At 30.0% G+C, this 25,964-nt stretch carries 26 protein-coding genes, 1 tRNA gene and 1 pseudogene; 26 read left to right on the forward strand and 2 right to left on the reverse strand.

Going from position 1 to position 25,964, the window contains the following annotated elements; all coding sequences use genetic code 11:
• Positions 1 to 221 precede the first annotated feature (221 nt).
• From rho to frr, 22 genes and pseudogenes are all read left to right on the forward strand, one after another.
• Positions 222 to 1,442 carry a transcription termination factor Rho gene (gene rho / locus J4863_RS01205; protein WP_371815583.1) on the forward strand — a complete coding sequence of 407 codons (1,221 nt, stop codon included), beginning with the start codon at positions 222 to 224 and terminating at the stop codon, positions 1,440 to 1,442.
• A gap of 163 nt (positions 1,443 to 1,605) precedes the next feature.
• A complete protein-coding gene (locus J4863_RS01210) occupies positions 1,606 to 2,595 on the forward strand; it encodes a PTS sugar transporter subunit IIB (RefSeq protein WP_211618663.1) in 990 nt (329 codons plus the stop codon).
• 19 nt (positions 2,596 to 2,614) lie between these two features.
• Complete coding sequence (locus J4863_RS01215) at positions 2,615 to 3,433, forward strand: PTS mannose/fructose/sorbose transporter subunit IIC (RefSeq protein ID WP_211618665.1); 819 nt, start codon at positions 2,615 to 2,617, stop codon at positions 3,431 to 3,433.
• A gap of 21 nt (positions 3,434 to 3,454) precedes the next feature.
• The gene (locus J4863_RS01220) at positions 3,455 to 4,369 is read left to right on the forward strand and encodes a PTS system mannose/fructose/sorbose family transporter subunit IID (protein ID WP_211618667.1); all 915 of its coding nucleotides are present in this window, start codon (positions 3,455 to 3,457) and stop codon (positions 4,367 to 4,369) included.
• Between the two features lie 260 nt (positions 4,370 to 4,629).
• A complete protein-coding gene (locus J4863_RS01225; protein WP_249111537.1) occupies positions 4,630 to 4,749 on the forward strand; it encodes a DUF956 family protein in 120 nt (39 codons plus the stop codon).
• Positions 4,750 to 5,381: 632 nt separating this feature from the next.
• Positions 5,382 to 6,629 (forward strand): RNA-guided endonuclease TnpB family protein, encoded by a 1,248-nt coding sequence (locus tag J4863_RS01230; protein WP_211618669.1) that lies wholly within the window; start codon positions 5,382 to 5,384, stop codon positions 6,627 to 6,629.
• Positions 6,630 to 6,708: 79 nt separating this feature from the next.
• Positions 6,709 to 6,969, forward strand: a pseudogene (locus tag J4863_RS01235) (DUF956 family protein); the annotation flags it as partial.
• 33 nt (positions 6,970 to 7,002) lie between these two features.
• Positions 7,003 to 7,401: a DUF2721 domain-containing protein gene (locus J4863_RS01240; protein WP_211618671.1), complete on the forward strand. Its 399-nt coding sequence runs from the start codon at positions 7,003 to 7,005 to the stop codon at positions 7,399 to 7,401.
• 158 nt (positions 7,402 to 7,559) lie between these two features.
• Positions 7,560 to 8,900, forward strand: a complete 1,341-nt coding sequence (gene glmU / locus J4863_RS01245) for a bifunctional UDP-N-acetylglucosamine diphosphorylase/glucosamine-1-phosphate N-acetyltransferase GlmU (protein WP_211618673.1) — start codon at positions 7,560 to 7,562, stop codon at positions 8,898 to 8,900.
• A 1-nt stretch (position 8,901) separates the two neighbouring features.
• On the forward strand, positions 8,902 to 9,882 hold the full coding sequence (locus tag J4863_RS01250) for a ribose-phosphate pyrophosphokinase (protein WP_211618674.1): 981 nt from the start codon (positions 8,902 to 8,904) through the stop codon (positions 9,880 to 9,882).
• A gap of 32 nt (positions 9,883 to 9,914) precedes the next feature.
• Positions 9,915 to 10,517 (forward strand): L-threonylcarbamoyladenylate synthase, encoded by a 603-nt coding sequence (locus J4863_RS01255; protein WP_249111538.1) that lies wholly within the window; start codon positions 9,915 to 9,917, stop codon positions 10,515 to 10,517.
• A gap of 34 nt (positions 10,518 to 10,551) precedes the next feature.
• Positions 10,552 to 11,025 carry a viral A-type inclusion protein gene (locus tag J4863_RS01260; protein WP_211618675.1) on the forward strand — a complete coding sequence of 158 codons (474 nt, stop codon included), beginning with the start codon at positions 10,552 to 10,554 and terminating at the stop codon, positions 11,023 to 11,025.
• 98 nt (positions 11,026 to 11,123) lie between these two features.
• Positions 11,124 to 12,260 (forward strand): GspE/PulE family protein, encoded by a 1,137-nt coding sequence (locus J4863_RS01265; protein WP_211618676.1) that lies wholly within the window; start codon positions 11,124 to 11,126, stop codon positions 12,258 to 12,260.
• Between the two features lie 32 nt (positions 12,261 to 12,292).
• On the forward strand, positions 12,293 to 12,955 hold the full coding sequence (locus tag J4863_RS01270; protein ID WP_211618677.1) for an HAD family phosphatase: 663 nt from the start codon (positions 12,293 to 12,295) through the stop codon (positions 12,953 to 12,955).
• 49 nt (positions 12,956 to 13,004) lie between these two features.
• Positions 13,005 to 13,080 (forward strand) — tRNA-Thr (locus J4863_RS01275).
• Positions 13,081 to 13,261: 181 nt separating this feature from the next.
• Positions 13,262 to 14,446: an elongation factor Tu gene (gene tuf, locus J4863_RS01280; RefSeq protein ID WP_147002960.1), complete on the forward strand. Its 1,185-nt coding sequence runs from the start codon at positions 13,262 to 13,264 to the stop codon at positions 14,444 to 14,446.
• Between the two features lie 166 nt (positions 14,447 to 14,612).
• Entirely contained in the window at positions 14,613 to 15,662 is a 1,050-nt protein-coding gene (locus J4863_RS01285; RefSeq protein WP_211618679.1) for a succinate dehydrogenase/fumarate reductase iron-sulfur subunit, read from the forward strand.
• Between the two features lie 231 nt (positions 15,663 to 15,893).
• A complete protein-coding gene (locus J4863_RS01290; RefSeq protein WP_211618681.1) occupies positions 15,894 to 16,316 on the forward strand; it encodes a Fur family transcriptional regulator in 423 nt (140 codons plus the stop codon).
• Positions 16,317 to 16,706: 390 nt separating this feature from the next.
• Positions 16,707 to 17,492, forward strand: a complete 786-nt coding sequence (rpsB, locus tag J4863_RS01295) for a 30S ribosomal protein S2 (RefSeq protein WP_211618683.1) — start codon at positions 16,707 to 16,709, stop codon at positions 17,490 to 17,492.
• Positions 17,493 to 17,592: 100 nt separating this feature from the next.
• Entirely contained in the window at positions 17,593 to 18,477 is an 885-nt protein-coding gene (gene tsf, locus J4863_RS01300) for a translation elongation factor Ts (protein WP_211618685.1), read from the forward strand.
• Between the two features lie 61 nt (positions 18,478 to 18,538).
• Entirely contained in the window at positions 18,539 to 19,249 is a 711-nt protein-coding gene (gene pyrH / locus J4863_RS01305; RefSeq protein WP_211618686.1) for a UMP kinase, read from the forward strand.
• Positions 19,250 to 19,360: 111 nt separating this feature from the next.
• Entirely contained in the window at positions 19,361 to 19,918 is a 558-nt protein-coding gene (frr, locus tag J4863_RS01310; RefSeq protein WP_211618689.1) for a ribosome recycling factor, read from the forward strand.
• 113 nt (positions 19,919 to 20,031) lie between these two features.
• Here frr and J4863_RS01315 read toward each other — a convergent pair whose 3' ends face one another.
• Positions 20,032 to 21,396, reverse strand: coding sequence for a PFL family protein (locus J4863_RS01315; protein WP_211618691.1), 1,365 nt, complete (start codon positions 21,394 to 21,396; stop codon positions 20,032 to 20,034).
• Positions 21,397 to 21,428: 32 nt separating this feature from the next.
• Positions 21,429 to 21,704: an ACT domain-containing protein gene (locus J4863_RS01320; RefSeq protein WP_211618692.1), complete on the reverse strand. Its 276-nt coding sequence runs from the start codon at positions 21,702 to 21,704 to the stop codon at positions 21,429 to 21,431.
• Positions 21,705 to 21,928: 224 nt separating this feature from the next.
• On the opposite strand from J4863_RS01320, the gene coaE reads away from it, so the two are divergent.
• Genes coaE through J4863_RS01340 form a run of 4 tightly spaced genes read left to right on the forward strand, consistent with a single transcriptional unit; the run spans position 21,929 to position 25,874 of the window.
• Positions 21,929 to 22,513, forward strand: a complete 585-nt coding sequence (coaE, locus tag J4863_RS01325) for a dephospho-CoA kinase (protein WP_211618694.1) — start codon at positions 21,929 to 21,931, stop codon at positions 22,511 to 22,513.
• Positions 22,514 to 22,539: 26 nt separating this feature from the next.
• Positions 22,540 to 23,373, forward strand: a complete 834-nt coding sequence (locus tag J4863_RS01330; RefSeq protein ID WP_211618696.1) for an LCP family protein — start codon at positions 22,540 to 22,542, stop codon at positions 23,371 to 23,373.
• Between the two features lie 50 nt (positions 23,374 to 23,423).
• On the forward strand, positions 23,424 to 24,023 hold the full coding sequence (yihA, locus tag J4863_RS01335; protein WP_211618698.1) for a ribosome biogenesis GTP-binding protein YihA/YsxC: 600 nt from the start codon (positions 23,424 to 23,426) through the stop codon (positions 24,021 to 24,023).
• Positions 24,024 to 24,071: 48 nt separating this feature from the next.
• Complete coding sequence (locus J4863_RS01340) at positions 24,072 to 25,874, forward strand: DUF2207 domain-containing protein (protein WP_211618699.1); 1,803 nt, start codon at positions 24,072 to 24,074, stop codon at positions 25,872 to 25,874.
• The last annotated feature ends 90 nt before the right edge of the window (positions 25,875 to 25,964 follow it).

Consider the following 25,964-nt stretch of genomic DNA (forward strand, 5'->3'; position numbering starts at 1 on the left):
AAGTTGAAAAAAAAGAGCCTGTGAAAAGAGGTAGAAAGAAAAAAGAAGAACTAGAAAATACAGAAATTGAAAAAGTTGAAAATTTTGAAAAAGAGAAAGAAGAAGTTAAAGTTACGAAAGAAATGGTAGATTTAGAAGATACAGAGAAAGAGAAAAATATAGAAGAGAAAAAAGAGAGAAATTTTTTTGAGGAGGATAAAAATTCTGATGAAGAAATATTGATAAAAAATATTTTAGAAACGAAGATAACTCCGCTGAAAAAAATGGCAAAAGAATATAAAATTCCTAATTTTTCAATAATGACGAAACATGATTTAGTAAATGAGATTTTGATGAAAAAAGGTGAAGAAAACGGGAAAACATATGGTTTTGGGAAATTGGATATAATTAATGAAGGAAGTTATGGATTTTTGAGACAGACAAGTGTTGGACCTGATGTGTATGTTTCGATTTCTCAAATAAAAAGATTTAACTTGAGAAATGGTGATACGGTATTTGGAGAGTTGAGAGTACCGATTGGAACGGAAAAAAATTATGGGATTTTGAAGGTGTTATTAATAAATGGAGATTTGCCAGAAAAATCATCGCAAAGACCATATTTTGATGATTTGATTCCATCTTATCCAGATGAAAAAATTAATTTAGGAAAAGGGCACATTGCTTCAAGAATAATTGATCTTGTGGCACCAATTGGTAAAGGACAAAGAGGATTGATTGTGGCACCGCCTAAAGCTGGTAAAACAGTGCTTTTATCGACATTGGCAAATGATATTATTAAGTATAATCCTGAAATTGACGTTTGGATTTTGCTAATTGATGAAAGACCTGAGGAGGTTACGGATATTAAGGAAAATGTTAAAGATGCAGAGGTTTATTCAGCGACATTTGATGAGGATCCAAGAGTTCATACACAAGTTACTGAAAAAGTATTGGAAATGGCTAAAAGAGAAGTTGAAAAAGGGAAAGATATTTTAATATTAATGGATAGCTTGACAAGATTGGCTAGATCGTACAATATTACAATTCCTTCAAGCGGAAAATTAATTTCAGGAGGTATTGATCCAAATGCCTTGTATTATCCAAAAAGATTTTTAGGGGCAGCAAGAAATATTAAAAATGGTGGAAGTTTGACGATAATTGCTACAGCACTTATTGAAACAGGAAGTAAAATGGATGAAGTAATTTTCGAAGAATTTAAAGGTACTGGAAATATGGAAATTATTTTAAGTAGAGCACTTCAACAATTGAGAGTTTTCCCAGCAATTGATGTTTTGAAAAGTGGTACAAGAAGAGAAGAATTATTGATTCCTAAAGATAAATTGGAGAAAATATGGAAATTAAGAAGAGAATTGGATAAAGAATCTGATAGTGATGGAATAAGAAAATTAAAAGAATTGATAAAAAGATTTAGTTCAAATGATGAATTGTTAGAAAATTTATAAAAATTATGAAAAAAGAAATTTTGAAAAAGTTTGAAGATTTATGAAAAAAAATAAAAAACAAATTTGACAATTGTAGATTTGTAAGGTAAACTTAAAAGTAGAGAGTAAAGGTATATTTTTATAATAAATTTACGAAAGTATTACAGGAGGAGGTAGTAAAAATATGGTAGGAATTATCGTGGCAAGTCACGGTGAATTTGCTGCTGGTATTAAACAATCGGCTTCAATGATTCTGGGAGAAGCAGAGTTATTGGAATCAGTTGTGTTTATGCCGAGTGAAGGACCAGATGACTTATATAAAAAAATTCAAGACGCCATTGAAAAATTAGGGACAGAAGAAGTTCTATTTTTAGTTGATTTATGGGGAGGAAGTCCATTTAATCAGTCTAATCGTTTCTTTGAAGAAGCACCTGAAAAGAGAGCAATTGTTGCAGGACTTAATTTACCAATGTTACTTGCAGCATTGTCAGAAAGAGAAGATTATGACACAGCTCATGAAGTAGCAAAAGCTATTGTTCCAGAAGGGAAAGACCAAGTTAAAGTTAGACCTGAAGAATTGGAACCAAAAGAAGCAAAAGCAACTGCAGCAGCACAAGATGACACACCAAAAGGTGCAATTCCAGAAGGAACTGTTATAGGTGATGGTAAAATTAAATTTGTATTGGCTCGTATCGATACTCGTTTGTTACACGGACAAGTTGCTACAAGTTGGACAAAAGCAACTAATCCAAACAGAATAATCGTTGTGTCAGATTCTGTTTCAAAAGATGAATTACGTAAAAAATTAATCGAACAAGCGGCGCCTCCAGGTGTACGTGCACATGTTATCCCACTTGATAAATTGGTGGAAGTTTCAAAAGATCCAAGATTTGGAAATACAAAAGCATTGTTGTTATTTGAAAATCCTCAAGATGCACTTTATGTAATTGAAAAAGGTGTGGATATTAAAGAGTTAAATGTAGGTTCGATGGCACATACTGTTGGAAAAGTTATGGTTAATAACGTACTTTCAATGGATCAAAAAGATGTTGACACTTACAAAAAACTAAGAGATTTAGGTGTAAAATTCGACGTAAGAAAAGTTGCTGCTGATAAGAGAGCAGATTTATTCAAATTAATTTCAGAAAAAGCAAATGAAGGATTAAAACTTTAATTTTATTTAGGAGGATATTATGGATTTTAATATAGTTTCAATTATTCTAGTATTAATAGTTGCATTTCTGGCAGGAATGGAAGGTATCCTTGACCAATTCCAATTCCATCAACCAATTATTGCGTGTTCATTAATTGGATTAGCAACAGGGCATATGCCAGAATGTATTATTTTAGGAGGAGCATTGCAACTTATCGCATTAGGATGGGCAAATGTTGGTGCGGCAGTAGCTCCAGATGCAGCTTTAGCTTCAGTAGCTTCAGCTATTATTTTTGTAAAAGCAGGAAACTTTACTGCAGATGGTCGTAACGTAGCAATTGCAGCAGCAATTACTCTAGCGACAGTTGGTTTAGTATTAACAATGGTAGTTCGTACATTGTCAGTAGTTATTGTTCACCAAGCAGACCGTGCAGCAGAACAAGGTAACTTCCGTGGTGTTGAATTTTGGCATATGGTTGCATTAGCATGTCAAGGATTACGTATTGCTATCCCTGCAATCTTGTTGTTATTCATCCCTTCAGAAGTAATTCAACACACATTAGGTTTATTACCAGAATGGTTTACAAAAGGAATGACAATCGGTGGTGGATTCGTAGTAGCAGTAGGTTATGCAATGGTTATCAACTTAATGGCTACTAAAGAAGTATGGCCATTCTTCTTCTTAGGATTTGCATTGGCTCCATTAAAAGAATTAACATTAATTGCAACAGGAATTATCGGAGTTTGTGCAGCAATTATTTACTTAAATGTTACAAAAAATGGTGGAGGAAGCAACAATGGTGGAGGAACTTCATCAGGTTCAGGAGATCCACTTGGAGATATATTGAATGATTATTAATAATTTAGGAGGAAAGTAAAAATGGCAGAAAATAAAATAAAATTATCAAAAGCTGATCGTCGTAGTGTAATGCTTCGTTCTCAATTTTTACAAGGTTCTTGGAATTATGAACGTATGCAAAATGGAGGTTGGGCTTATTCATTAATCCCAGCATTGAAAAAATTGTATCCGAAAAAAGAAGATGCGTCAGCAGCTTTAAAAAGACATATGGAATTTTTTAACACTCACCCATACATTGCAGCACCTATTTTAGGAGTTACTTTGGCGTTAGAAGAAGAAAGAGCTAACGGAGCAGCAATTGATGATGCAGCAATTCAAGGGGTTAAAGTAGGAATGATGGGACCATTAGCAGGTATTGGAGATCCAGTATTCTGGTTTACAGTACGTCCAATTTTAGGAGCAATAGCAGCATCACTTGCTACAGGTGGTTCAGTAATTGCACCATTATTCTTCTTTATTTTATGGAATGTAATTCGTATTTCGTTCTTATGGTATACACAAGAATTTGGATATCAAAAAGGTTCAGAAATTACAAAAGATTTATCAGGTGGATTGTTACAAACAATTACTAAAGGAGCTTCAATTTTAGGTATGTTCGTTATGGGAATTTTGGTTCAAAGATGGACATCAATTAATTTCCCAATGATAGTATCAAAAGTACCTTTATCTAAAGGAGCATTTATTGAATTTCCAAAAGGTACAGTTACAGGTGCACAATTGCAACAAATTTTAGGAGATCAAGCAAGTGGAGTTTCACTTTCAGCAGAAAAAGTTACTACATTACAAAATAACTTAGATCAATTGATTCCAGGATTTGCAGCATTATTATTGACATTCTTATGTATGTGGCTACTTAAGAAAAAAGTAAGTCCAATTTTAATAATATTCGGATTATTTATAGTTGGAATTGTAGGACACGTAGTTGGAATTTTCTAATATTTAATAAATTTAAAAAAAAATCAATATTAATAAATTAAATTTGGAGATTTTTATGAGAAAAAGAACTATTTTAATGAGATAATTTAGAAAAATATTCGTAATTATTGTTGTTAAAAATAGTTCTTTTTTGTATAATAGAATAAATGGTGTTGAATAAAATTATATTCGATATTTTCATTTAGGATAAATTAGTTATAACGTTTAATTTATAAATATTTTAAATTTTACAATAAAAATAAAAAGGAAAGGAGAAACAATTGGCAATTTCAAAAAATACAAAAGTTTTATTTAACACAAAAGGAAATTTGTTGAGTGGAATGGTAGGAAATAAAAATGGTGATATTTTAGTAGGCGATAAAGCATTTGAATTTTATTAAATAGTGTAAGAACACTCGCGACTTTAGTCGTGAGATGAATTGCACGAAAATTTTAGTAAGCATATAGGGAAACTTGTATGTAGACACGGAGCAAAACCGTGCAACAAAGAAACTGAATTGCTGGGAACTCTTAAAGCTAGTATAACCACAACATAATACCTTCGTTCAAATATGGTATAAGTGTGAAGGTAGCGAAAGCAGAAAAAATATACTAGATGGTGCAAGGTTAAATCCTAAACACTGAGCCATATAGAAAGGCATACAATAGACAATCAGCAGCTAAGCCTGAAAAGGAAAGTTCAACGACTATCCCTCGTGAGGGGAGTACAATACAAGCGATAGGTATTGGAAGTGGTTTCGCCTAAGGTGTTGAGATACACTATGGATAAGATATAGTCTGTGCTTGTTAGAGATAACAAGAAGTTCAAGGCTAATCTCCTTAATTTATTAAGGAGTATATATGCCAAGAGAACTGCATAAGTAGTAGCGAACTTATGTGAACGACGCTTCCCGCTGTTGTGGGGTTTTAAAAACTTTAAAAATATTTAAAAATAAATAAAAATATTACTTTTTTGACAGATAAAATGTAGAATACATGGTATAATACCTCTGATGAAAAGGAGGTGATATCTATGTATTTAACTTTAAAACAACAAGTAAAACACCTTAGCAAAAAAGAATTTAGAAATTTAAAATATTTGTGCCATATAGCTAAAAATTTAAAGAATCAAGCTATATACAATGTTAGACAATACTATTTTGAAAATAAAAAGTATTTAAGTTATAATGAAAACTATAAAATGCTTAAAAATATTGAGAACTATAAGAAGTTAAATTCTAATATGGCTCAGCAAATTCTAAAAGAAGTAGACGGAAGTTTCAAATCATTTTTTGGACTTTTAAAACTTGCTAGGAATGGTCAATATAATTTTAAAGATATAAAATTACCTAAATATCTTGCTAAAGATGGTTTTACAACTCTTGTTATAGGATTTGTTAGATTAAAAGACGATATTCTGATAGTTCCTTATTCAAATTCGTTTAAGAAAACTCATCAGGAAGTTAAAATTAAGCTGCCACCAGTATTGAAAGGTAAGAAGATAAAAGAAATTAGAATAATACCAAAACAACATTCTAGGTACTTTGAAATTCAATATACTTATGAGATAGAAGAAATTCAAAGGGAATTAAATAAAGAAAATGCACTAGGAATTGATTTAGGTATAGATAATCTTTGTACTTGTGTAACTAATAACGGAGCATCATTCATAATAGATGGTAGAAAATTAAAATCAATAAATCAATACTATAACAAGACAAATGCAAAATTGCAAAGCATTAAAGATAAGCAAAAGATAGAGCATATAACATTAAGACAAAAGAGAATAGCTAGAAAGAGAAGTAATCGTATAGAAGATTATCTTTCAAAAGCAGCAAGAATAATAATAAATTATTGTCTTAATAATGATATAGGAAAACTAGTTCTAGGATACAATGAAGATTTTCAAAGGAAATCAAATATTGGAAGTATAAATAATCAAAACTTTGTAAATATACCATATGGAAAATTAAGAGATAAATTAATATATCTATGTAAACTATATGGAATAGAATTTAAACTGCAAGAAGAAAGTTATACATCAAAAGCAAGTTTCTTTGATGGAGATGAAATTCCAATATATGATAAAGAAAATCAAAAAGAATATATATTCAGTGGAAAAAGAATAAAAAGAGGACTATATCAAACAAGCACAGGTAAAATCATAAATGCGGATTGTAATGGAGCATTAAATATATTAAGAAAAAGTAAAGTTGTGGATTTAAGTATCCTATACAATAGAGGTGAACTGAACACACCTAAAAGAATAAGGGTAGTGTAAAGCTATCAAACTTCTTAGAAAATTTTTAAATGTTTTTAAAGATTTTAGAACCCTGCGACTTTAGTCGTGGGAGGTTCAGAATTCGAGGAATCCAGAAGATTATGTTCAAATTCCGTGGGAAGAAATAAAACTTGTTAGAGCTCAAATATTTTTTAATGATAAATATATAAGAGGATTTTTTGTTGATACAAAAAGTGCAGGAACGTTTAATTTTGTAGTGAAAAATGCAGGTAAAACGTTGAAAACAATGCGAGATTTTATTGGGAATGAAAAAATTGTTAGAAATAAACCGTTATTTTCGATTAAAAATTTATTTTCTAGGAAGAAAAGCGAAAAATAAATATTATAAATTTAAAAAAGTTAGGAGGATAAGATGAATTTAGAAATTACAACACCGGCAGTATTATTTCCGTCAGTATCGTTATTATTGTTAGCATACACGAATAGATTTTTGACAATTGCTGGGTTGGTTCGGCAAATGAATGTTTGTAATCCTAATGAATATGAGATAAGTCAAATTGAGAATTTAAGAAAAAGATTGCAATACATAAAAAAGATGCAATATTATGGAGTTAGTAGCCTTTTAATGTGTGTACTTTCGATGTTTTTCTTGTTTTTTAAATTAGATTTATTTGGAATGATAACATTCGTGATTAGTTTGATACTGATGATTGCGTCGCTATTTTTTACATTAAAAGAAATACATATTTCATTGGAAGCATTAAAAATCCACTTAAATCATTGTCAGTATGATGATGACGATGAAAAATAAATTTTGCGTATAATGATTGAATAAAAAAGAAAAAATTGTTATAATCTAATATATATAAATTAAATGATAATATTATGTTTATTAAAATTTATTGTTTTCAAAAAAATTTATCATTTGGTTAAAAAGCAAATTTTAGATTATTGTTTAGAGGAGGAAAAATGATATCATTAATCTTGGCTGCAGGAAAAGGTACAAGAATGAAATCTGAAAAACCTAAGGTTTTGCATGAAGTAAATGGAATGCCTATGTTGAAAAGAGTAGTAAAAGTTTTGGAAAATTCTGGAATTGAAAAAAATCTTTTCATTTTGGGGCACAAAAAAGAAGTTGTTCTTGAAGCAATGGGCGATGTAATGTATGTTGAGCAAAAGGAACAATTAGGGACTGGACATGCAGTTTTAATTGCAAAAGAAAAATTAGGAAATTTAAAAGAAGATGTTTTAATTACTTGTGGAGATACACCTTTATTAAAATCTGAAACTTTTAATAAAATGAAAAAAATCTTTGAAGAAAAAAATTTAGATTGCATAGTTCTTTCATGTAAAGTAAAAAATCCTTTTGGATATGGGCGAATTATTAAAGAAAATGGAAATATAGTTGATATTGTTGAGGAAAAAGAAGCGACTGATGAACAAAGAAAAATTGATGAAATTAATACAGGTGTGTATATTTTTAAAAATGAAAAATTGTTAGAAGCAGTTGAAAAAATTAATAATAACAACTCAAAAGGTGAATATTACTTGACAGATGTAATCAAAATTTTATCTGGCGAAGGACAAAAAGTTGAAAGTTTTCAAATTGAAGATGAAGACGAGGTTTTAGGAGTAAATTCAAAAGTCCAATTAGCTCAAGCTAATCGAATTTTAAGAGAAAGAAAAAATGTAGAATTAATGGATAATGGAGTAATTTTGTTAGATCCAGCAACTACTTATATCGAAGAAAATGTTGAGATTGGAGAAGACACAGTAATTTATCCAAATGTAACAATTCAAGGAAATACAAAAATTGGAAAAAATTGTGAAATTTTAGGAAATACGAGAATTGAAAATTCGGTAATTGGAGATAATGTGAGAATTGAGGCTTCTGTTGTGGAACAATCGACTTTAGAAGACGGTGTTACAGTAGGACCATTTGCACATTTAAGACCAAAAGCTAACTTAAAATTGAATGCTCACGTAGGAAACTTTGTAGAAATTAAAAATGCTACTTTGGAAGAAGGCGTAAAAGCAGGACATTTGACATATATTGGAGATGCACAAGTTGGAGAGAGAACAAATATAGGAGCAGGGACAATAACTTGTAACTATGATGGAAAAAATAAACATAAAACAAAAATAGGAAAAGATTCATTTATTGGAAGTAATTCAATAATAGTTGCACCGGTGGAAATAGGTGAAAAATCATTTACTGCAGCTGGATCAGTAATTACCGAAAATATACCAGATGAAACTTTAGCATTTGGTAGAGCTAAACAGATAAACAAAGAAGGGTGGAACAAATAAAATGATAGCTTTGAGTAAAGAAGATAAAGAAAAAATAAGAATTTTTGCGGGGTCATCGAGTAAAGAATTAGCAAAAAAAATAGCAGAGTACCTTGAAATAGATTTATCTTCAAATCAGATAGTAAAATTTGCAGATGGAGAAACTTTTGTAAAATCGAATGAAAGTGTTAGAGGTTGTAAAGTATTTATTATTCAATCAACTTCAAAACCAGTAAATGAAAGTTTAATGGAATTATTGATATTTATTGATGCGTTGAGAAGAGCTTCAGCAAGAGAAATAACAGCAGTAATTCCTTATTATGGATATGCAAGACAAGATAGAAAAGCAAGTCCAAGAGAGCCAATTACATCAAAATTAGTTGCAAATTTATTGACAGTAGCAGGAGCGACAAGAGTAATTACAATGGATTTACACGCAAGACAAATTCAAGGATTCTTCGATATTCCAGTAGATCATATGGAAGCATTGCCAATTTTAGCAAAACATTTCATAAAATATGGATTCAGTCCAGAAGATACAGTTGTAGTATCGCCTGATGTTGGAGGAGTAAAAAGAGCTAGAGGATTGGCAAACTGGTTGCATACGCCACTTGCAATAATTGATAAAAGAAGGGCAAAAGCGAATGTGTCAGAAGTTATGAACATAATTGGAGATGTAAAAGGTAAGAAAGCAATTTTGATAGATGATATGATCGACACAGCTGGAACAATTTGTAATGCAGTTCAAGCATTGATAGATAAAGGTGCAACAGAAGTTTATGGATGTGCGACTCACGCAGTATTTTCGGGACCAGCTATTGAAAGATTAAAAAATTCAGCATTTACAGAAGTTGTAATAACAGATACAATTGAATTGTCAGAAGATCAACAATTTGATAAATTGAGAGTCTTGACAACAAGTAAAATGTTTGCTGAAACAATTAAGAGAATAACAACAAGTGAAGCAATAAGTGATTTATTTGAAATTCCAGTAGAAGATTAATAGTAAAAAATTAACAAAAGAGGATAATCAAATTGGAAAAAATTGAAAATAAAGCAATAGAAATATTAAAAAAAGGGGGAGTTGTCATATTTCCAACCGATACAGTGTATGGAATAGGGGCTCTCCCTAAAAAAAAATCAGTAGAAAAAATCTATAAAATTAAGCATCGTGATTTTTCAAAAAAAATTATAGCGTTGGTGAGTGATGTAGAAAAAATTCAAGAAATGATTGACGAGACACCTCAAAATTTGAAGAAAATTCAAAAGATTATTGATAAATTTTGGCCTGGAGAACTAACAATTATTTTTAATGCAAATAAAAATTTTACGAAAAAATTTGATAAAAATTTGGACACAATAGGGATTAGAATTCCTAAAAATAAAATTGCTTTAGAATTAATAAGAAATGCAGGTGGAATAATTTTAACAACAAGTGCAAATTTATCAGGAGAACCAGCGACTACTGATTTAAAAAAAATTAATGTAGAAGTTTTAGAAAATGTTGATTTTGTGATTAAAGAAAAAGGAATGAAATTGACGGGAATGCCTTCAACAATTATAAAATTTGATGATGGTAAAATTGAATTGTTGAGAAAAGGAAATATTTCGTTAAAAGAGATACGAAAAGAAATATAAAAATAATTTTTTAAAAGGAAAGGTGATAAGGTTAATGGCAAAAATGGTGAATCCAAATTCGGTTAACGATATGGAAATAATTAATGCAAAAGCACAAGCAAAAATGTCTCAGTTAGTTCAAAAAATTGGAAAAGGTAAAAGAAGAGTGACTGTAACATTTAATAAAACTACGAGAAGTTATGTAGCAAAATTAATTGAAGAAATGAAAAAACAAATGATAGCATACGAAAAACAATTACCAAATTTGTTTAACTTTTTTAATTATTTAGAAAAAGAAACAAAAGTGACTAAAGCAAACAAAAAAGAAAAAACAAAAGATGTTTTGCTTTCGTATGAAGAAGTTGATTTCTTGAAATTACAGTTGAAAGAAACTATAAAAGGGATAGAAATGCAATCAAAAAATTTAAAATGGTATAATTTTTTGAAAAAAAGTATGTACAAAATGTTGAAAAAACAAACTGAAGAAACTTTAGAAAATGTTAACAGTGGGAATGTTAAAAAGAAATAATTTAGTAAAAAAATTGAGGGAAAAAGGGAAATAAATAGTAATTTTAAATTACAAAAAATTGAAAAAATAAAAAATTAAAATAAAAGGGTGAGGGAAAATTGAATAATAAGTTATTGTCGAGTAGTGTAATTTCGTATGTGAATGAAATTATTAAAAAAGGAATTTTGAAAAAAGCAAGTGATATTCATATCAAATTTGATGATTTGGATGGAATGGAAATAAAATATAGAATTGATGGAATTTTGCAGGAAGTTGAAGAATTATTTGATGTAATTGATAAAAAGATTTTGGAAAGAAATGTTGTAGAGATAATATCGCGTATAAAAATTTTGTCTGAAATGAATGTAGCAGAGAAAAGAAAGCCACAAGACGGTAGTTTTTCTTTTTTATTGGATGAAAAAAGGTATGATGTTCGAGTAGCATATATGCCTACAATAAATGGAGAGAGCATAGTTTTAAGAATATTGAAAAGTTTTTTGGAAAATACGGAGTTAAAAACATTGGGGTTTTCAAATAAAAGTGAAGAAATTTTGGAAAAAATGCTAGAGAGAAAATATGGTATGATTTTAGTTAGTGGACCAACTGGTTCAGGAAAATCAACTACTTTGTTATCGATGATTGAAAAATTGAACGATGGAAAGCGAAAAATAATAACGGTGGAAGATCCTGTTGAAAATAAAATAAAAGGAATTGTGCAAGTGCAGGTGAATAATGAGATCGGGGTAACTTTTTCAGAAGTTTTAAAAAGTTGTCTAAGAAATGATCCAGATATAATTGTTGTGTCTGAAATTAGAGATGAAATTACAGCAGAAATTGCCGTAAGAGCAGCACTTACAGGACATTTGGTAATATCGACGATTCACACAAATAATGCAATTGCAACGATAACGAGGCTTGTAGATATGGGAATTCCAAAATATTTGATTTTAGACTCGATGATAGGCGTAGTAGCTCAAAGATTAATTGGGAAAAAATGCGATAATTACAGCAATCATTTAGACGAACATAGCTGTAATAGGTGTAATAACGGCTACGACGGACGAATTGTCATAAATGAAATACTTTATCTTAACGAAGAAGTGAAAAATATTCTGAAAAAAAATGAGTTAGGAGAAAAAGTAAAAAAAGAAATAAAAGAATTAGAAACAGCAAAATACATTGATTTTTCAATGGATGTAAATGAAAAAATAGAAAAAAATCTAATTTTTGAAAAGGATGCATTTGAATTTAGTTAAAAAATTAGTAAAAATGCAGAAAGTGGAAGCACATGAAAAAAAAGATAATAGTGTACGATTTTGATAAAACAATATACGGTGGAGAAAGTGGGACAAATTTTTTTCAATACTATATGAAAAAATATCCTTTGGAAGCGTTCCTATTTTCTCTTTCGTATATAAAAGAAGTAATTTTTTATTTAGTAAAAATAATAGATTTAAAAAAATTGAAGGAAAGATTTTTTGTTTTTTTGGAAAAACATAGCGAAGAAGAAAGAAAAAATTTAATAAAAGGATTTTGGGAAGAATACGGGAAAATGAATTACGATTGGACAAAAGCTGAATTGGCTAAAAATAAGCAAGAGTCCGATATGGTAATAGTCAGTTCTGCAACACCAAAATTCATAATAGATGATTTTTTGTTATCTTTAGGCTATGATTTAGTTTTTGGAACAGAATTTGAAGGTGACGGTCAAAAAAAATTTATCTCAAAAATTAAAGGGGAAAACAATAAAGGTCAAGAGAAAGTCGAAAAATTGAATAAATGGGCGAAAGAAAATAATATCGAATACGAAATAATAAAATTTTATTCAGATAGTTTAGCCGATAAACCTTTATTCGATTTGGCAAAAGAAAAATATTGGATAAAAAGAGGTAAAAAAGTAAAAGGAATGCCTTCTAGAAAAACAATATTAGATAAATTATTTTGGAAATAATAAGAAAATGATTGACAAAGAGAAGGGGATATGATATCATAATGATGTTGCCGCTTTAGCTCATCTGGTAGAGCAACTGACTTGTAATCAGTAGGTGGTTGGTTCGAGTCCGACAAGCGGCACCATAATTACATAAAACAAAGAACATAAAATAAAATTTTAATGAATGAATCAGCTATCTTTTTGGAGAGCTTTTTTTTTAGCGTTTGAAAATTTCAATTTGAAAAGGTTGATTTTTTTTAAGTGATATGTTATAATTCATTCAAAAATAAGTATATTAAAAAATAAAAATGGAGGAAATAAGAAATGGCAAAAGCTAAATTCGAGAGAAGTAAACCACACGTAAACATAGGAACAATTGGTCACGTTGACCACGGTAAAACAACAACAACAGCAGCAATTTCAAAAGTATTAGCTGAAAAAGGGTTGGCTGAAAAAGTTGATTTTGAAAACATTGACCAAGCTCCTGAAGAAAGAGAAAGAGGAATTACAATTAACACAGCTCACATTGAGTATGAAACAGAAAAAAGACACTACGCTCACGTAGACTGTCCAGGACATGCTGACTATGTAAAAAATATGATTACAGGAGCAGCTCAAATGGATGGAGCTATCTTAGTAGTATCAGCAGCAGATGGTCCAATGCCTCAAACAAGAGAACATATCTTGTTGGCAAGACAAGTAGGTGTACCTTACATCGTAGTATACTTGAATAAAGTAGATATGGTAGACGACGAAGAATTATTAGAATTAGTAGAAATGGAAGTAAGAGAATTATTAAACGAATACGGATTCCCAGGAGATGACGTACCAGTAATCAAAGGATCTTCATTAGGAGCATTAAATGGAGAACAAAAATGGATAGATGCAATTGTAGAATTGATGGATGCAGTGGATGAATATATTCCAACACCAGAAAGACCAATTGACCAACCATTCCTTATGCCAATTGAAGATGTATTCACAATTACAGGAAGAGGAACAGTTGTAACAGGAAGAGTAGAAAGAGGAGTAGTAAAAGTTGGAGAAGAAGTAGAAATCGTAGGAATTAAACCAACTTCAAAAACAACAGTAACAGGAGTAGAAATGTTCAGAAAATTATTAGATTCAGGACAAGCTGGAGATAATATAGGAGCATTATTAAGAGGAACTAAGAAAGAAGAAGTGGAAAGAGGACAAGTACTTGCTAAACCAGGAACAATTACTCCACATACAGGATTTAAATCAGAAGTATATGTATTGACAAAAGATGAAGGAGGAAGACATACTCCATTCTTTACAGGATACAAACCACAATTCTATTTCAGAACAACTGATATTACAGGAGAAGTAAACTTACCAGAAGGAGTAGAAATGGTAATGCCTGGAGATAACATTGAAATGACAGTAGAATTAATTCACCCAATTGCAATGGAAGAAGGATTAAGATTTGCGATTAGAGAAGGTGGAAGAACAGTAGCTTCAGGAGTAGTTGCAACTATTACTAAATAGTAGTTACTCTAGAAGTAAAAGACATTTAAAATTAGTTAAAAAATAAGAAGTTTATTGCCTTTTAAAAAGATTAAAGGTAATAAACTTTACAAAAGACAATAATTGTGCTATAATATACGCAAGTTGTTTGAAAATATAATTTAAGATATTATTTAGGAGGAAGATTATGAAAAAATTATTAGGAATTTTAGCATTAGCTTTATCAGTTTCTGGAATTGCTTCTGCTGATCAAGACGTTGTAAAAAATGTTTATTTAAATCAAGATTTCAGACAAAGCTATACAGATAAATCTGGAACTGATGCAAATGAATTAGGAAATGAAGGGTTCAAAAAAGCTAACAAAGAAAGATACAGAGTAAAAACTGAAGCTGGAACAACTTTAGGATTAAACGATGAATGGGGATTAGATGCAAATCTATACTACAAACATGAGGAAGATAGATTCTATGCTGGAGGAGATAGAACTTCAACTAAAAAAAGTTCTGATTTAGTAGATGCAAACTTATCTAAAAACATTCAATGGGGATCATTAGACACTAACACTAAATTAGGAGTTAGACACTGGACTAAAAAAGCTGGTGTAGGTCACAAAGAAACTACTGGAGAATCTAACGAAATTTATTTCGGACCAACTTTTGGAATGAATGTATTTGGACAAAACATTAAAACTACTTTAGAAGCAGTTTACTTTACACAAAATGGTACTGGTGACCAAGATGGTAGATATTATAGAGCAGCTAACCATAACAATGCTAACCACGGTTGGGGAGCTAACTTAATCTTAGGAACTGATGGTAAATTATTAGAAGGTGGATTCGGTTCAATTGGTTACTATACAACATTGGAACACTATTTAAGAGATGCTAATGGAGAAAACAATAAATCAAATGTTAAATTAGACTACACAGTAGGATTAACTTATGATACTCCTTCATGGCATGGATTATATGCATTTGTTAACCCTGAAAATGAATGGTCTAAACATACAGCTAAATATGGATATGAAAATGAATTTTCTGTATGGACAGGAGTTGGATATAAAGCTGATTTCGAAACTTCAGTTGGAACAATTTCAATTAATCCAAGCTTAAGATATAGACCAGTTCACAAAGATACTGAAAGTAAAAGAGATGCACTTACTAATAAAACATCTAAAACAACAACAGAAGCTAATGAATTAAGAGCAGGAGTTAAAGTAGGATTAACTGTTAAATAATTAAATATTTAAACATTAATTTATTACGATAACCTTGAGATTATCATTAATAAAAGTCGAGATAAATTCTCGGCTTTTTATTTTGTTAAAAATGCTATTGTATTATTAATACTTTGATAATAAAAATAAAAAAAAATTTGACAAACTACAAAAAAGATTATAGAATTGTAATAGATACAAAGTTAAAATATAATAAATAGAAATTAAAATTTTGTGTAGTAAGGAGGGCCAATGTATATAGAAAATGTAGGAGAATATTTGAAAGAGAATGGAATTAAACCCTCTATTCAAAGAATTAAAATATTTCAATATTTATTAGACCATCATACTCATCCCACCGTTGATGATATTTTTAGAAATCTTTCTGGCGAAATACCAACTTTATCAAAGACAACAGTGTATAACACTTTGAATATATTTGTTAAAAGCGATATCGTTCAAGAAATAATTATCGAAGAAAACGAAGTGAGATATGATGTAGTTACAGCTACCCATGGACATTTTAAATGTAAAACTTGTGGAAATATAATTGATTTTGATATTGATCTTTCAAAATTAGATTTGAAAAAATTGGGAAATGTTGAAATTGAAGAAACGTATTTTTACTTAAAAGGAACATGTTCAGAATGCTTGAAAAAGAAGTTGAAGCATTAAGAAATTAAAATGAATTTTTGGAGAGAAATTTATTTGTGAAATTAGTTTATTAGTTATATTACATTCAAAGGTTGGAGTTAAATCCAGCCTTTTTTGATATTTTATTTTAGGATCCAAATGATGTTTTTTGATAAAAGATAGCAAGAAGTCTCCGACTTCTACATGTAGGAATAGTTCAGATAGTCATATAATAAATATTTAAAATATCAATAAAAAATGGATTTCAAAAGTTTGACAATTAATGAAAAAAATGATAGAATATATAACGATTATAAATCACACTTTGCATTTATTCAAAAATAGGGTGTTATCGAATATAATTATTAGAGGTAATCTGTTTTTGGAGATAAGTGGGAGATAAACCAAAAAAAATTTAGGAGGAAATTAGTAATGGCAGTAATTACAATGAAACAATTATTAGAAGTAGGAGCACATTTTGGACACCAAGCAAAAAGATGGAATCCAAAAATGAAACCTTATATTTTTACAGAAAGAAATGGAATTCATATTTTAGATTTGCACCAAACTTTAGGAGCAACTGAAAAAGCATACGAATTCGTAAGAGAAATTTCAGCTGAAGGTGGAAAAGTATTATTCGTAGGAACTAAAAAACAAGCTCAAGAAGCAGTTAAAGAAGAAGCAGAAAGAGCTGGAGGATTCTATGTAAACCACAGATGGTTAGGTGGATTATTAACTAACTTAGAAACTATTAAAAAAAGAGTACAAAGATTAAAAGACTTAGAAGAAATGGATGCTGATGGAACTTTAGATACAGCTTATACTAAAAAAGAAGCTGGATTGTTAAGAAAAGAAATGGCTAAATTGTCTAAAAATATCGGTGGAATTAAAGAAATGAACGAATTACCAGCAGCTTTATTCGTAGTAGATATTAAAAAAGAATTCTTAGCATTAGAAGAAGCTAAAAGATTAGGAATACCTGTAATCGCATTAATCGATACAAACGTAGATCCTGAATTAGTAACTTACAGAATTCCTGCAAATGATGATGCAATTAGATCAGTAAAATTATTCGCACAAGTTATTGCAAACGCAGCTGTTGAAGGAAACGGTGGAGTAGAAGGAGTTTCTGAAGAAGTTGCACCTGAAGAAGTAGTTACAGAAGAAGTTGTTGAAGAAGTAGTAACTGAAACTGAAAATGAAAATACAGAAGCATAATTGAATTACAGAATAAATAAAATAAAAGGATAGGGGAATAAAACCATTCCCCGATTCTTGTAAACACAGAAAATTTTAATAATTATAGGAGGGAAAAAAAGTGGCAATTACAACAGCACTTATTAAAGAATTAAGAGAAAGAACAGGAGCAGGAATGCTTGACTGTAAAAAAGCTTTACAAGAAAACGGTGGAGACATCGAAAAAGCAATTGACTGGTTAAGAGAAAAAGGAATTGCTAAAGCAGCTAAAAAATCAGGAAGAGTAGCAGCTGAAGGATTGGTATTCGCAGCAGTTTCTGAAGATAGAAAAAAAGGTGCTATCTTGGAATTCAACTCTGAAACAGATTTCGTTGCTAAAAATGATGAATTCAAATCATTTGGAGAAAAATTGGTAGACTTAACTTTAAACCATGATTTAACAAGTGAAGATGAATTAAAAGCAATTGAATTTGAAGGAAAAACTGTTGAAACTCATTTGACAGAATTAATTGCTAAAATTGGTGAAAACATGAACATCAGAAGATTAAAAGTAGTTTCTACTGACGGATTCATCGAAACTTATATTCACTTAGGTGGAAAAATTGGAGTATTATTAAATGTTGAAGGAGAAGCTACTCCTGAAAATGTTGAAAAAGCAAAAGGAGTTGCAATGCATATCGCAGCAATGGATCCTAAATACTTAGATAAATCAGAAGTTACAGTTGAAGATTTAGAAAGAGAAAAAGAAATTGCAAGACACCAATTAACTGCTGAAGGAAAACCGGCTAATATTATTGAAAAAATATTAGAAGGAAAAATGAGAAAATTCTACGAAGAAAACTGTTTAGTACAACAAAAATATGTTAGAGATGACAGTGTTACTATCGGAGAGTTTATTGCCCCTAGCACAATAAATTCATTTGACAGATTTAAAGTTGGAGAAGGAATCGAAAAAGAAGAAGTAGATTTTGCTGCAGAAGTAGCTGCACAAATTTCTGGAAACTAGAAATTAGGGGGATTTTCCCCCTATTTTTGTATAATATACTCATGAATGGGAGAAATGAAATATGCTTAAATATAAAAGAATATTATTGAAATTGAGTGGGGAAGCACTTGCTGGAGATAAAGAATTTGGATTTTCAAATGATGTACTTGAAAGTTTTGCAAGACAAATAAAAGAAGTTCATGACCAAGGAGTAGAAGTAGCTATTGTAATTGGTGGTGGAAATATTTTCCGTGGAATAAGTGGAATGGAAAAAGGTTTTGATAGAGTGACTGGAGATACAATGGGAATGCTTGCAACTATTATGAATGGGCTTGCATTGCAAAATTCTATCGAAAATTTAGGTGTGCCAACAAGAGTGATGAGTGCACTTCAAATGCCACAAGTTGCAGAACCTTTTATTAGAAGAAAAGCGATAAGACATCTTGAAAAAGGAAGAGTTGTTATTTTTGCAGGTGGTACAAGTAATCCGTATTTCACAACTGATTCATCTGGAGCGTTAAGAGCTGTAGAAATACATGCTGATGTGTTGGCGAAAGGAACAAAAGTTGATGGAATTTATGATAAAGATCCTATGAAATTTGAAGATGCAGTAAGATATGAAACTGTTAGCTATGCAGAAGCTATTTCTAAAAATTTAAAAGTTATGGATACTGCAGCACTTTCATTATGTAGAGAAAATGAGATGCCAATAGTTGTATTTAATGCTTTGGAAGAAGGAAATATCTTGAAAATGGCTCAAGGTGAAAACATTGGGACAGTTGTAACTGATTAATTGAAAAGGATAGGTTATTTTTAAAAATACTCGCTTGAAGAAAGATAAAAAAATAACTTTGTGAGTTTGATTCAGAAAAAAATAAAATAAAAAATAGAAGGTGGTATAAATATGTTAAATACTATTTTAGCAGAAGCAGAAAGCAAAATGGAAAAATCTGTTGAAAATACAAAAGAAAAATTTTCACATGTAAGAGCAGGAAGAGCTAATGTATCTATGTTAGATGGTGTTTCAGTAGAAGCTTATGGAACTCCAACTCCATTAAATCAAGTTGGGACAGTTTCAGCACCAGAAGCTAGATTATTAGTAATTGATCCTTGGGATAAATCTTTAATTCCTGCGATTGAAAAAACAATTTTACAAGCAAACTTAGGATTTAATCCTTCAAATGATGGTAAAATCATTAGATTGGTAGTACCTGAATTGACTGAGGATAGAAGAAAAGAATATGTAAAAGTTGTAAAAAAAGAAGCTGAAGAAGGAAAAGTAGCTGTTAGAAATGTTAGAAAAGATGTAAATAACAAATTGAGAAAATTAGAAAAAGATAGCGAAATTACTGAAGATGAATTAAAAGCAAGTGAAGAAAAAGTTCAAAAATCTACAGATAAATATATTGCAGCTATTGATACTGCATTGGCGGCTAAAGAAAAAGAATTGTTGACAGTTTAGTTTCAACAAAATAGAGTATTAATGTAAAATAAAATTCGATAATCTAAAAACTATTATATTTAGAATTTAGGCTATCGAATTTTTTTATATTAAGTTTAATTCGAAATAATAAATTAATTTTTCAATGCTTGAATTGGAGGGGCAACTCTTCCACCTCTATTAATTAATACTGAACAATCAAGACTATTGATATTTATGATGTCAGCTTCTCCTAAAAGTCCACCGAATACTACTCTATCTCCAGCTTTTTTACCAGGAACAGGAATTATACGAACGGCTGTTGTTTTACTGTTAACCATTCCAATTGCCATTTCATCTGCGATAATTCCAGAAATTACAGCTTCTGGAGTATCACCTGGGATAGCAATCATATCTAATCCAACTGAACATACACAAGTCATTGCTTCTAATTTTTCTAATGTTAGGTAACCTTTACTTGTTGCATCAATCATTCCTTGATCTTCACTGACAGGGATAAATGCTCCTGTTAATCCACCGACACGAGAAGCAGCCATTGCTCCACCTTTTTTAACGGCATCATTTAAGATAGCTAATGCAAGTGTAGTTCCGTAAGCTCCTACAGATTCTAATCCAAATTCTTCAAGAACGTTTCCAACACTGTCTCCAATTGCAGGAGTAGGTGCTAGAGATAAATCCATAATTCCAAAGTCAACACCTAATTTGGCAGCAACTTCTTTACCAACTAATTCTCCCATTCTTGTGATTTTGAAACTAACTTTTTTAATTGCTTCTGTAATTTCATCAATTTTTGCATTTTTATCAATTTGAGATAAGACATGTCTTACAACTCCAGGTCCACTAACTCCTACATTTAATACTAAATCAGGATTTTCAACACCGTGGAATGCTCCAGCCATAAATGGATTGTCAGGAACAGCATTTGTAAATACTACAAATTTTGCTGCAGCAAGTCCATCTTGGTCAGCTGATAATTCGGCTAATTCTCTTACAGTTTTTCCCATTATTTTAACTGCGTCTAAATTGATTCCAGATTTTGTTGAACCAACGTTAACTGATGAACAAACTCTGTCTGTTTCGCTCAAAGCTTTAGGAATACTATTTATTAAGTTAATATCTCCTTTTGTCATACCTTTGTCAACAAGAGCAGTAAATCCACCAATAAAGTCAATTCCAATTTCTTTTGCAGCTCTGTCTAATGCTTTTGCAAAAATTGTGTAGTCATCTGTATCAGTTGCGTTTCCTACAATAGCGATAGGTGTTACTGACACTCTTTTATTCACGATTGGCACGTTATATTTGCTAGAAACTTCTTCTGCATATTTTACCAAGTGTTTACCATTTTTTACAATTTTGTTATAAATATTTTCGGCTGTTTTTTCAGCACTATGTTCGATACAATCCAATAAGCTAATTCCTAATGTAACAGTTCTTACATCTAGATTTTGCATATCAATCATGCTTATCGTTTCAAGTATCTCATCAGGTAATAAATTCATTATATTCTCCTTACTTTTTATTAAATATTATATTATATTCTGTGCATAGTTTTAAAAATTTCTTCATGTTGTAAAAATACTCTTACACCAATTTTTTCTTCAAATACTTTAAATTCATCTTGAAGAGCTTTAATATCCTTGTGTTCTCCAGCTTCAACAAGCATAATCATAGCAAAAATATCATCCTCAAAAACTTTTTGTGTAATATCAATGATATTCATTTTTAATTCACTTAATTTACTTGATACATTTGCTACAATACCTGTTTTATCACTACCAATAACTGTAACTACGATTCTATTATTCACTTTACATCCTCCTAAATTATTTTTTCATTGCTCTAATTAAAGCAAAAAAATTATATATGATTTTATTATCGCACAAAAAAAAGAAATTAGCAAATGATTTTAGGTTATGTGACAATAAATATGGTAAATGTTTAAAAAAATATGAAAAATATTCAATAATTGTTGCAATTAAGGTAAAAAAGATATAAAATATGAGGGAAGTGAAATTTTTTGAGGAGGGAAAAGTGGTAGTTGGTTTAACTGGCGGAATTGGGAGTGGAAAAAGTACAGTAAGTAGGATTTTGCAGAAGAAAGGTTATCCTTTGATTGATTTGGATAAAATATCGCATGAGGTTATTGAGTATCCAGAGGTTATTGAAAAATTGGTGAAGGCTTTCGGTGAAGATATTTTGGATGAGAATGGAAAGATTTCTCGACGGAAATTGGGAGCAGTTGTTTTTGGGAATAAAGAAAAATTGAGAGAAATAAATTCGATTATGCATCCTGTAATTTTGGCTGAAATGCGAAGGCAAGTGCGATTATTGGAAAAAATAAATAAAATTGTATTTGTGGAAATACAGCTTTTGTTTGAGGTGAAGTGGGAGAAGGAATTTGATGTTATTTTGCTGGTTTATGTTGATAGGGAAACACAGATAAAAAGGGTGATGGAGCGTGATGGCAGAACATTTGAAGAAGTTGAAAAAATTATAAATTCTCAAATAAATCTAGAAGATAAAAAGAAAAAAAGTGATTATGTCATAGATAATACAAAAAAAATTGAAGAAGTGGAATTGGAAATTGAAAAAATTTTAAAAGAATTGGAAGTTTAGACGAAGATTTCGTGAAAGGTGGAAAAATGAAAAATTTTTTTAAATTAGTAATATTAGTAATTGGAATATTGCTAATTGGATGGTTGTGTTTACCATATAATTTGTTGATAATTGGAAGTGATGCGAGACCTTGGGAAGAAATGAAAGGGACTAGAGCAGATGGGTTGATTCTTGTAAAGGTTGTTCCGTTACTAGCTAAAGTTGATATGATTTCTATACCAAGAGATACTTATGCAGAAATTCCTTGTGAGGATAATTGGAAAAGAGATAAAATAACGCACTCGTTTGCATTTGGGAGTGTGAGAGATGGGAAAGATGGAGGACGAAAATGTACCATTGAAGCTGTTGAAAATTTATTGGAAACAAAGATAAATTATAGTGTTGTATTTAGATTTGATGATGTAATAAATTTGACAACTTTGATAGGTGGAGTTGATATCGTTGCAAACCATACATTTACACAAGATGAGCAACATTTTGATGAAGGTAAGAAATATAGAATTAGTGGAGAAAGAGCGTTAGCGTATACAAGACATAGAAAATCAGACGGTGCATTTGAAAGAGATGGAAGACAAAGACAAGTAATGCAAGAAATTATAAAAAAATTAGTAAAACCAAGTGGTTGGAAATATATTCCAAGAGTTTATAAATATGTAAATAAAAGAATGGAAATATCTGCTAATCCTATAAAAGCGTTAGCTGTGTTACCTGCAATATTGTTGAAAAAAGATGGGATAACTCAGAAGGAAATTACAGGAGACGGAAAAATGATGAATGGAATTTATTATTTCATTCCGAATGAAGAATCATTGGAAAAGGCAAAAGAAGATTTTTCAATGGATTTTAATTTAGGATTTTAATAGTATTTGAAAAAAATTTAGAATAAAAATTATTAAAAAGGAGAAAAAAATTGAGAATAAAAAAAGCTGATTTTGTGAAATCTGCAGTAAAAGAAGCAGATTATCCAGAATTTAACAGTATAGAATTTTCATTTATAGGGCGATCAAATGTAGGAAAATCGTCATTGATAAATTCGTTGACAGGAAGAAGAAGTTTGGCGAGAACGAGTAAAACGCCAGGAAGAACACAATTAATAAATTATTTTTTGATAGATAATGAAATTTATTTTATTGATTTGCCAGGGTATGGATTTGCGAAGGTGCCTGATACAGTGAAAAAAGATTGGGGGAAAACAATAGAAACTTATTTAACTTCAAAAAGAAAGAAAATAGTATTTTTATTGTTGGATTTGAGAAGAATTCCTTCTGGAGAAGATATGGAAATGTTGAAATGGTTGGAACATTATGAGGTAGAATATTATATTATATTTACTAAATCAGATAAATTATCAAATAATGAGAAGTTTAGACAATTGAAGGAAATTAAGAAAAAATTACAGTTCGATAACGAAGATGTATTTTTCTATTCATCATTGAAAAATACTGGAAGGGAAGAATTGACAGATTTTATTTATAAGAGAAAAGAGGAATACGACAAAACTGGAGAATAATTTTGTAATTCAAGAGTTAGATTTGTGCATATGAAGGAGGAAAAAATTGTGAAAATTTTAAAAAAAATAAAATTTTTTAATATATTGCTCACAATTTTTTTTGTATTTTCAATTTTTTTAAATGCTGAAAGTATAAAAAATTATGATGTAACAGTGACGATAAATAAAGATGCTACATTGACAGTAAAAGAAAAAATAGATTATGAATTTGATGGAATGAGGCATGGAATCTATCATGATATTTCGTTGGCTTCAAAAGAAAAAATTGATAATTTATATAAACCTTATGTGAAAATGTTGTCAGTAACAAGAAATGGTATGAAAGAAAAATATAGATCTCAGAATTTTTTTGATGGGGTGAGATATGCGATAGGAGATGGTTTTGAGGAAATTACTGGTTCGAATAAGTATGAAATTGAGTATAAAATTTATAACATGCTGCTTAGGAGAAGAGATGCTTATCAAATATATTTTAATGTGATTGGAAAATTTTGGCAAATGCCGATAGAAAAGGCAAATGTTACAATAAAAATGTATGATGGGGAAGTTATTAAGGAAGATGAGATCGCAAAATTTGATGTTTATTCGGGAGAGTTTGGCGATTCATCTAATGATTATGAAGTAGTAAAGAATTTTGGGAAAATTACTATAAATTCGACAAATCAATTTGATATAAGTAATGGAATAACATTTTGGTTAAATTTGAAAACAGATAAAATTTCACCTACTGATTTTGATACATTGAAAATGTTGCTGGTAACTAATCCAGTTTTAGTAATAGGACCTGCATTAGTAATTCTTTTGATAATTTATGCGTTTTTTTCTTGGGCATTTTTTGGAAAAGATCCAGTAAAAAGAGCAATTGTACCAGAATTTAATCCACCAAAAGATATGTCTTCTATGTTTGTTGCTTATATTAATGGGACGAGAGATCCTAAAGAAATTATAAACATAGGAGTACTGTCGTTGATTTCTAAAGGATTTATAAAGGCAGTCGATAAAGAAGGTGATGGAAAAAATATTGAATATCTGATTTCAAGAGGGAAAAATCGAGAAGAATTGTTTAAGGAAGAAAAAATGTTGTTGGAAACTTTTTTTATCGAGAAGAATGACACATTTCAAGAAAGTGAGAAATTGTATATTATATCAAATAAAATCTTGAATTATTTTAGTGAAATTCATGAAAAAGTTGTTTATCAAAAGAATCTTGGATTTTTAATGCCGTTTATTTTGAGCGTTACTTTGATTGTGCTAATGGCAGTTATTGGAAATGGATTTTTGCAAGATGTGGGATTTGATGAGAATATATTTTTTGCATTTATCGTGTTGACGTTTGGAATTGTTATTGTTGAAATTTTGATATCATCAGTGAAAATTGGTTCTAAAATAGTGTTTGCGGTATTGGCGGTTGTTGGAGTAGTTATTATGATAAAAAGTGTAGTTTGCTCTTCTATAATTTTAATGGTTTTATTGATTATTTTTCTAATTTATTCAAAATTGATTGGGAAATATACGAATGATATTATCAAGAAAAAAGAGTATATCAAAGGTATGAAATTGTATTTGAAAACTGCTGAAGATAGTCAAATTAAGAAATTTAATGATGTTGATGAGATGGCAAATTATTTTAAAAGAATACTTCCGTTTGCAGCAGCTTTAGGAATACTTGATGATGCAATAAAGTTAATGCAAAAATCAATAAGTTTATACGGATATGAAGCTGACTACAGTTACATTGTCCAAAAATCGCATATGTCTTCATATGACAATCTTTCTTTGAGAGCAAAATTATATAATAGATATAACCGAGGTCAAGAAAAAATATTTCAAAGAAATCGTTCTAAATTTTAGGACGATTTTTCTTATTTTATCAATGTTTTTTGTTTGAAAAAAAAGACAAAATATGATAAAATATACAAATATTGAGTTACGGAAATAAAT

This window comes from Leptotrichia sp. oral taxon 221 (genome assembly GCF_018128245.1).
Lineage (GTDB): Bacteria > Fusobacteriota > Fusobacteriia > Fusobacteriales > Leptotrichiaceae > JABCPH02.

Coding starts and splice junctions, on each gene's coding strand:
- J4863_RS01315 (WP_211618691.1), bottom strand. CDS start 21,396: ATGAATTTATTACCTGATGAGATACTTGAAACGATAAGCATGATTGAT.
- J4863_RS01210 (WP_211618663.1), top strand. CDS start 1,606: ATGGTAGGAATTATCGTGGCAAGTCACGGTGAATTTGCTGCTGGTATT.
- glmU (WP_211618673.1), top strand. CDS start 7,560: ATGATATCATTAATCTTGGCTGCAGGAAAAGGTACAAGAATGAAATCT.
- J4863_RS01290 (WP_211618681.1), top strand. CDS start 15,894: ATGTATATAGAAAATGTAGGAGAATATTTGAAAGAGAATGGAATTAAA.
- J4863_RS01220 (WP_211618667.1), top strand. CDS start 3,455: ATGGCAGAAAATAAAATAAAATTATCAAAAGCTGATCGTCGTAGTGTA.
- J4863_RS01240 (WP_211618671.1), top strand. CDS start 7,003: ATGAATTTAGAAATTACAACACCGGCAGTATTATTTCCGTCAGTATCG.
- tuf (WP_147002960.1), top strand. CDS start 13,262: ATGGCAAAAGCTAAATTCGAGAGAAGTAAACCACACGTAAACATAGGA.
- J4863_RS01250 (WP_211618674.1), top strand. CDS start 8,902: ATGATAGCTTTGAGTAAAGAAGATAAAGAAAAAATAAGAATTTTTGCG.
- rpsB (WP_211618683.1), top strand. CDS start 16,707: ATGGCAGTAATTACAATGAAACAATTATTAGAAGTAGGAGCACATTTT.
- pyrH (WP_211618686.1), top strand. CDS start 18,539: ATGCTTAAATATAAAAGAATATTATTGAAATTGAGTGGGGAAGCACTT.
- J4863_RS01215 (WP_211618665.1), top strand. CDS start 2,615: ATGGATTTTAATATAGTTTCAATTATTCTAGTATTAATAGTTGCATTT.
- frr (WP_211618689.1), top strand. CDS start 19,361: ATGTTAAATACTATTTTAGCAGAAGCAGAAAGCAAAATGGAAAAATCT.
- J4863_RS01285 (WP_211618679.1), top strand. CDS start 14,613: ATGAAAAAATTATTAGGAATTTTAGCATTAGCTTTATCAGTTTCTGGA.
- J4863_RS01270 (WP_211618677.1), top strand. CDS start 12,293: ATGAAAAAAAAGATAATAGTGTACGATTTTGATAAAACAATATACGGT.
- J4863_RS01260 (WP_211618675.1), top strand. CDS start 10,552: ATGGCAAAAATGGTGAATCCAAATTCGGTTAACGATATGGAAATAATT.
- J4863_RS01230 (WP_211618669.1), top strand. CDS start 5,382: ATGTATTTAACTTTAAAACAACAAGTAAAACACCTTAGCAAAAAAGAA.
- J4863_RS01330 (WP_211618696.1), top strand. CDS start 22,540: ATGAAAAATTTTTTTAAATTAGTAATATTAGTAATTGGAATATTGCTA.